General features: G+C 38.8%; 6 protein-coding genes. All 6 read left to right on the top strand.

Annotated features, from left to right (window positions below; all coding sequences use genetic code 11):
- The first annotated feature begins 204 nt into the window (after window positions 1-204).
- The 6 genes from PZE06_RS01410 (at window position 205) to PZE06_RS01385 (ending at window position 7,832) form a co-directional block, all read left to right on the top strand.
- The gene (locus tag PZE06_RS01410) at window positions 205-930 is read left to right on the top strand and encodes a FadR/GntR family transcriptional regulator (protein ID WP_150913047.1); all 726 of its coding nucleotides are present in this window, start codon (window positions 205-207) and stop codon (window positions 928-930) included.
- A 226-nt stretch (window positions 931-1,156) separates the two neighbouring features.
- Window positions 1,157-1,873, top strand: coding sequence for a (Fe-S)-binding protein (locus PZE06_RS01405; RefSeq protein ID WP_150913049.1), 717 nt, complete (start codon window positions 1,157-1,159; stop codon window positions 1,871-1,873).
- 49 nt (window positions 1,874-1,922) lie between these two features.
- Window positions 1,923-3,353, top strand: a complete 1,431-nt coding sequence (locus PZE06_RS01400) for a LutB/LldF family L-lactate oxidation iron-sulfur protein (protein ID WP_150913051.1) — start codon at window positions 1,923-1,925, stop codon at window positions 3,351-3,353.
- A complete protein-coding gene (locus PZE06_RS01395; RefSeq protein ID WP_150913053.1) occupies window positions 3,350-4,066 on the top strand; it encodes a LutC/YkgG family protein in 717 nt (238 codons plus the stop codon). Before PZE06_RS01400 ends, PZE06_RS01395 begins: the two co-directional genes overlap by 4 nt.
- A gap of 461 nt (window positions 4,067-4,527) precedes the next feature.
- The gene (locus PZE06_RS01390; RefSeq protein ID WP_150913055.1) at window positions 4,528-5,541 is read left to right on the top strand and encodes a 2-oxoacid:acceptor oxidoreductase family protein; all 1,014 of its coding nucleotides are present in this window, start codon (window positions 4,528-4,530) and stop codon (window positions 5,539-5,541) included.
- Window positions 5,541-7,832: a thiamine pyrophosphate-dependent enzyme gene (locus tag PZE06_RS01385; RefSeq protein ID WP_150913057.1), complete on the top strand. Its 2,292-nt coding sequence runs from the start codon at window positions 5,541-5,543 to the stop codon at window positions 7,830-7,832. Before PZE06_RS01390 ends, PZE06_RS01385 begins: the two co-directional genes overlap by 1 nt.
- Window positions 7,833-7,915 lie beyond the last annotated feature (83 nt).

Raw genomic sequence — 7,915 nt, 5'->3', positions numbered from 1 at the left:
CAAGATGTCTTGAAGAAAACGAATAAACAAACACAGCAATTACTTAAAAATCAACTATCACAATGGGTTACAGGTTTACCCGGTTATATTAGGGCTTACCTGCCTGATTTGGTCTGCGAAAGTTGAGTATTAACTAAAGAAAGGTTCGAGTATAATATAGCTATGTCTTACGATGGACAAAGGGATTAGATGAGGTGGACATACTTGAAATATAAACAAATAAAGCCAAAAAAAATTTATGAAGAAGTAGCGGAAGCACTTCATGAAATGATTCGAACAGGTGAGCTTAGCCCTGGGGATAGACTTGATTCCGTCCAACAACTTGCAGAAAATTTTCAAGTAGGACGTTCAGCAATACGTGAAGCGCTTTCTGCATTAAAAGCAATAGGTCTTGTAGAGATGAGGCAGGGAGAAGGAACGTTTATAAAAAGCTTTGAAGCTAAACAAATTACATTTCCTTTATCAACAGCGATTCTCATGAATAAGGAAGATATCGCCAATCTTCTAGAGGTTAGAAAAGTTATTGAAGCAGGTACGTCTGCTGCGGCAGCACGAAAGCGCACGAAGGAAGATTTAAAAGCAATGGAACAAGTTTTAGAGGAAATGAAAAATGTCAAAGGGGATGGAGAATTAGGGGAACAGGCAGATTTTAAATTTCATTTAGCTTTATCAGAGGCTGCACATAATCCAATTTTATCAGGATTGATGGCGCAAGTTTCTGAGCTTATGTTTGAGACGCAGAAGGAAACACGCAGATTATGGTTATTTTCAAAGCAAACAACAAGTGAAAAACTTTACGAGCAGCATGTTGCTATTTATAAAGCGATTTTGGAAAAAAATGAAGACGGTGCAAGAAAAGCGATGCTTTCACATCTTGATAATGTGGAGGACATTCTCCAAAAATATTTTGAGGAAAAGAAAATTCACTAATAAAACAGGGCTTATTCTCGTATTGGAATAGGCCCTATTTTTAATAGGTAAGATTAAGTGAGGATATATTTTCCATAATTATTTTTTTGATGAAAACTCTTTCATTATTGCAATTATTTGTAGTAGTATAAAAATAACAGAAATTGAATCTTCCAGTTTTTAGTCATCAGATGACCGGTTGACTGAAGGTAGAATTTCAAAAAAAGTTTTTTAAGGAGCGGGGATAATGAAAGTAACCCTTTTTGCTACTTGTTTAGTAGATATGTTTCAAGGAGATGTTGGAAAGGCAACTGTAGAGTTACTAGAACGTTTAGGCTGTGAAATCGATTTTCCTGAATCGCAAATTTGTTGTGGGCAGCCAGCTTATAATAGCGGCTATGTTGAGGATACGAAACCAGCAATGAAAAAAATGATTGAAGCATTTGAGCATGCTGAATATGTCGTTTCCCCATCTGGTTCATGCGCTTATTTTTTTAAAGAGTATCCGCATATTTTTAAAGGTGACCCAATTTGGGAGGCAAAAGCACAAGCGCTAGCAGACAAAACATATGAGTTAACTCAATTTATTGTTGAAGTGTTGGGAGTAAAAAATGTTGGGGCAAGTCTTAAAGGCAAAGCTACTTATCATACATCTTGTCATATGACTAGATTGCTAGGTGTAAAAGAAGCTCCGATGGAATTGTTGAAAAATGTCGAGGGTCTTGAATTTACTGAATTGCCTTCGAAAGACAAATGCTGTGGTTTTGGAGGAACATTTTCTGTTAAAATGACGCACATTTCAGAACAGATGGTAGATGAAAAAGTTCAATGTGTTGAAGAAACAGAGGCAGATATTCTAATTGGTGCTGATGCAGGTTGTTTAATGAATATTGGTGGAAGAATTGACCGAAAAGGAAAGCCGGTCCGGGTAATGCATATAGCGGAGGTTCTTAATAGTCGATGAGCATGTAAAAGTAGTGAAAAACGAACATCGACAAAAGGGGGAATAGCATATGGCAATGAAAACGAGCAATGAAAAGTTTGGGGAAAGAGTTGATAAAGGTATTCAAGATGCTTTTATGCGTGGAGCTGTTTCAAGTGCGCAGGAACGTTTCCAATCTCGAAGATTAAGCGCTGCTGAAGAGTTAGGAAATTGGGAAGAATGGCGTTCACATGGTGAAGAAATTCGTCAGCATGTGTTAGATAATATTGATTATTATTTATATGAGCTAAGCGAAAGTGTTTCGAAGCGTGGAGGTCATGTTTTTTTTGCAGAGACGGCAGAAGAAGCAACTGAATATATTGAAAAAGTAATAGAGAAAAAGAATGCGAAAAAAATAGTCAAATCGAAATCTATGGTTACAGAGGAAATCAACTTGAACGCTTGTCTTGAGAAGATAGGCTGTGATGTCATTGAGACTGACCTTGGGGAATATATTCTTCAAGTTGATGATCACGAACCACCTTCACATATTGTTGTGCCGGCACTCCATAAAAATAGACAACAAATACGGGATGTATTTAAAGAAAAGCATGGGTATCAAAATTCTGATCAGCCAGAAGAATTGGCACTGCATGCACGTGAAAAATTACGTCAAGAGTATTTATCAGCAGATGTGGGAATTACAGGCTGTAACTTTGCGGTTGCAGAGACAGGATCTGTTACATTAGTAACGAATGAGGGAAATGCTGATTTAGTTGCAGCATTGCCAAAAACACAAATTACAGTGATGGGGATGGAGCGGTTAGTACCTACATTTGAAGAAATGGAAGTTCTTGTTAGCCTGTTAACTCGGAGTGCGGTGGGGCAAAAACTTACTAGCTACATTACGACTTTAACAGGAACGAAGGATGAAGGAGATGTTGATGGACCTGAGGAGTTTCATCTTGTCATAGTTGACAATGGACGTTCTGAAATATTAGGAGGAGAATTTCAATCGATTCTTCAATGTATCCGTTGTGCAGCTTGCGTCAACGTCTGTCCAGTTTATCGCCATGTTGGCGGGCATTCATACGGATCCATTTATTCAGGACCAGTTGGTGCTGTTTTGTCACCTTTATTAGGTGGATATGATGATTATAAGGAATTACCATATGCATCTACTCTTTGTGGTGCTTGTACCGAAGCTTGTCCGGTTAAGATTCCGTTACATGATCTTCTTCATAAGCATCGCCAAGTGATCGTTGAAAAAGAGGGGAGAGCCCCTATTTCAGAAAAACTCTTAATGAAAGCATTTGGGATTGGTGCCTCAACACCGGCACTATATAAAATTGGCTCAAAAATGGCACCAGCCGCGATGAATCCTTTTTCTGACGGGGAGAAAATCTCGAAGGGACCTGGCCCATTAAAGGCTTGGACTGAAATTCGCGATTTCCCAACGCCAAACAAAGAACGATTCCGTGATTGGTTCAAGAATCGCTCAAAAGGAGGGGGACACTCATGATTGGAACAATCCAAAATCGCGATGCTTTTTTAAATAAATTAGCGAGTCGTCTTGGACGTGAAAGACGGACTGAAGTTGCGAAACCTGAATGGAACTACAATCCTCAAGAGGAGGTTCTGAAAGATGCTTCTCAGGATCAGCTTGTAGAAGTTTTAAGGGAGCAATGCAAAAACATTCATACGAATTTTGTCCTCGCAGATACGAATACTCTCCCTTCCGCGCTAAATAAAGTTGTAGAAGGTTATGGTGGAGGCCCAATCGTATCTTGGAGGGACGAGCGATTTGCCCAATTTGGACTTTCGGCTTTAATGAAGGAAGTGTGGGCGGCAAAAGGAATTTCTCTCCATGAATGGGACTATACAAAAGGCGCGGAAAATATTGAAAAGGCCAACCATGCTAATGTGGGAATTACGATCAGTGATATTACATTAGCTGAATCTGGAACTGCTGTTCTTTTCAGCAACAAGGATCGGGGCAGAACAGTTAGCTTTTTACCGGCAACTTCAATTATTCTTGTTCCGAAGAGCAGCATCGTACCGCGAATGACACAAGCTGCGAAAATTATACGTGAAAAAGTTAAGAACGGTGAGCAAGTAGCATCATGTGTGAACTTCATTACCGGACCGAGTAATTCAGCGGATATTGAAATGATTTTAGTAGTTGGTGTTCATGGCCCAATTAAAGCAACTTACATTATCATTGAGGATTTATAAAATGTTGTTCGTTAAACTCATGAAAAAAGCTGAAATAGTTCAAGAAATCAATTGAAATAGAAATGTACTTTAATAGTTTGAGTCGCATCTAATTTAGATGCGACTTTTTTCGTTTTAGGCAATAGTCGACTTCATTGTGGTGGATATTTCTTTTGATTTGTCTATTTGCGACGGGCCCTAGTGCGACACAAGCTTTAGATGCTCTCCCTTGATCGTTTACATAAGGATGGGCATGAAACACAACGCTTTTGTTAGACATCGAACAATTCTGTTATAATACAAAACTAAATCTGTTATATAACGTTTATCCTTTGTGTATATAGATTTTTTTAACTGTTTCAAATTTTTTATGCATATGTTTGATTTTTATCACAGCTTGCAAAAATGAATTACTCTAAACTAATAATTGGGGATAAAAAAAATTAAACACTATTCATACAGTACGTATAGGGAGGGAGATTATGTCTATTTTACCGAAAAAAAATTTGTTAGGTTTTTTTGAAATACGTCTAGAATCAATCGGTGGATTAGGAGCAAATCTGGCAGGAAAAATGTTAGCCGAAGCTGGTGTACTTGGTCTAGGATTAAATGGTTCAAACTTTTCATCCTATGGTTCCGAAAAGAAAGGTTCCCCGGTAAAAAGCTTCATCCGTTTTTGCGATGAAGAGGTTGAAATTCGAGATCACAGTCCGATTGAACAGCCTCATGTGATTGGCGTGTTTCATGAAGCGCTCTACAAAACAGTAGATGTTGTCAGCGGCCTTGCCTCGGATGGAATCGTGCTCGTAAATTCAACAAGAGATTTTTCAGCTATAAAGGAAGATTTACAAATTGAGTATGGTACGTTAGCGATTGTTGATGCCCTCGGTATTGCTGTTGAAGAACGGACAAAAGTCAATACAGCAATGTTAGGTGCACTTTTTCGCATTTGTGATTTTTTAGATCCAGATGCAATGAAATCAGTTATTCGCAAAACATTTGAAAAAAAATATCCCCATTTAGTTGAGCCCAATATTCGCACTTTTGATCGAGGCTATCAAGAGGTGCAGTTCCGTACATTTGAAACTCCGGCAAATGCGATCGGCAAAACATTTAGCAGACCTGAGCCATTATTAGGCTATGAGACTCAAGCTATTGGTGGAGTCATTGCTGCTCAAGGAAATAGTGTATTAAAAGATTTAAGTGGCTCAAGGCAAGGATTTTTGCCGGAATTAAACCGTGAAGAATGCATTCACTGTGCGGCGTGTGACAATGTTTGTCCCGATTATTGCTTTGTCTGGGAAGAGGGAGAAGACAAACGAGGGAGAAAGCAAATGTTTCTGAAGGGAATTGATTATCAATTTTGTAAAGGTTGTTTAAAGTGTGTGGAAGCATGTCCAACGTCAGCTTTAAAAGAAATCAGGGAGAAAATCGGTTTTGCAGAAGAGCATCAAGTGAAGCATAACTTCCCATTTGTAGCAGGAGGTGTTTCCTAATGTCGATATTAGAAACTGAGTTAAGTGAGACGAAGGCAGAACAACTTATGACCTTTGAATCAGGAAATGAAATGGCAGCGATGGCAGCTGCTCAAATTAATTATCATATTATGGGGTATTTTCCGATTACACCATCCACCGAAGTAGCACAATATTTAGATCAAATGAAGGCTCGAGGAGAACATGATATTAAGCTAATTGCAGCTGATGGAGAGCACGGTTCAGCAGGAATTTGCTATGGTGCAGCGGTAACTGGAGCAAGGGTCTTTAATGCTACAAGTGCAAATGGATTTATGTATATGCTCGAGCAGCTACCCGTTCAGTCAGGGACGCGCTTTCCTATGGTAATGAATCTAGTAACGCGCTCGATTAGCGGCCCGTTAGATATTCGTGGTGATCATTCAGACCTTTATTATGCATTAAATACAGGGTGGGTCATTTTAACAGCAAGAACTCCTCAAGCTGTTTATGATATGAACATTATGGCATTAAAAATTGCGGAACATTCTAAAGTACGCCTTCCTGTTATAGTGGCATATGATGGCTTCTTTACCTCTCACCAGAAGCGGAAAGTAAGCTATTTCAAAGATCGCAATGTTGTGCAAAGCTTTGTGGGGCAATGTCCAACGGATTATCACTTTGCTAGAGATCCGCGAAAGCCAGTAACAATTGGAGCTCATATGAACGGGGAAGATTTAACAAACAATCATTATCAACAATCAGAAGCAATGTATGCAGCTGCTGAAGTGTTTGAAGAAGTAGCAGCGGAATATGCAAAAATTTCCGGCCGTGATTACCCTGTTCTTGATTTATATAAAATGGAAGATGCTGAGGTTGCTTTATTCCTCTTAAATTCTGCGGCAGAATCTGCCAAGGATGTCGTTGATAAATTGCGCATGCAAGGAATAAAAGCTGGTGTCATTAGTCCGAATATGATTAGACCATTTCCTTCTGCAGCAATTAGAAATGCATTGAAAAATGTCAAAGCCTTACTTGTTGGAGAAAGAGCAGACTCTTACGGTGCGAACGGTCCAAATTTAACCCATGAGGTTAAATCTGCACTACAAGATGATAAAGAAAATAAAACAATTGTTTTAAGCAGGGTTTTTGGTCTAGGAGGAAAAGACTTTTATGCTGATGACGCAGAAAATTTCTTCGGAATGGCGTTGGAAGCTATGGAAAGAGGCTACGCCGAAGAACCATTCGATTATTATGGACAAGTATCAGGTAAAGCTGAAAATGCCTTGAAATCAGTGATCGAGCCGCAGCATGGAGATGTGTACAAATCGGGGCTTATTGAAGTAACACAAGATGAGGAAACAAAGAAATTAAAGGTTAAAATTCCACCGTTAAGGGCCTTGACTTCAAAACCAAAGCGAATTGCGTCAGGGCATGGAGCTTGTCCAGGTTGTGGTATTTTTGGTGGGCTGGAATTGTTTTTTAAAGGGATAGAGGGTGATGTTGTTGTTTTATTCCAAACTGGCTGTGCCTATGTGACGACAACTGCATACCCGTATTCTTCCCATAAGCAAACGACGATTCACAATTTATTTCAAAATGGTGCAGCGACTCTTTCTGGTACATTGGAAGCTTTTTTAGAATTAAAGGAGCGAGGAGAGGTTCAAGTATCTGATGATGTCACATTTGTTATGGTTACTGGTGATGGTGGTATGGATATTGGAATGGGTTCAGCGATTGGAACGGCACTTCGTAATCATAAACTGATCATTCTTGAATATGATAACGAAGGTTATATGAACACCGGTTCTCAAATGTCCTATTCAACTCCAATTGGCAATATGACAAGTACAACCAATGTCGGCAAAGGACAACAAGGCAAGGCGTTCCACCATAAGGATACAGCACAAATTATGGCATCGACAAATATTCCATATGTTTTTACTGGGACTGAAGCATTTCCTCAGGATCTTGTGAAGAAAGCAGCAAAAGCTCAGTGGTACGCACAAAATGTTGGGACCGTATACGGAAAAATTTTAATTACTTGTCCTTTAAACTGGAAATCCGAAGATCGCTATGGAAATACGATTATGGAAGCAGCGGTAAATTGTAATTTCTTCCCACTATACGAAGTGGAACAAGGGGAAACAACGATTACGTATAATCCTGAAACAAGGAAAAAGACGATCCCTTTAACTGAATGGTTGAAATATATGGGAAAAACTAAGCATTTATTAAAAGAAGAGAACAAAGAACTTCTTGCAAATTTTGAGAAAGAAATTGAAAGAAGATGGAATCGCTTAAAGGCACAGGATGAAAATCCATTTTTGTAGGTTTTTTATGTCAAAGTGATGTATTAACCATTTATTTGTTTGTTTAAAGCTGCATAAAAATTTATTATAACTATATAGTAGGT

Origin of the sequence: Robertmurraya sp. DFI.2.37 (genome assembly GCF_029211245.1) — a bacterium.
GTDB lineage: Bacteria > Bacillota > Bacilli > Bacillales > Cytobacillaceae > Robertmurraya > Robertmurraya methanolica_A.
This window is presented reverse-complemented; position numbering and strand designations above follow the sequence as displayed.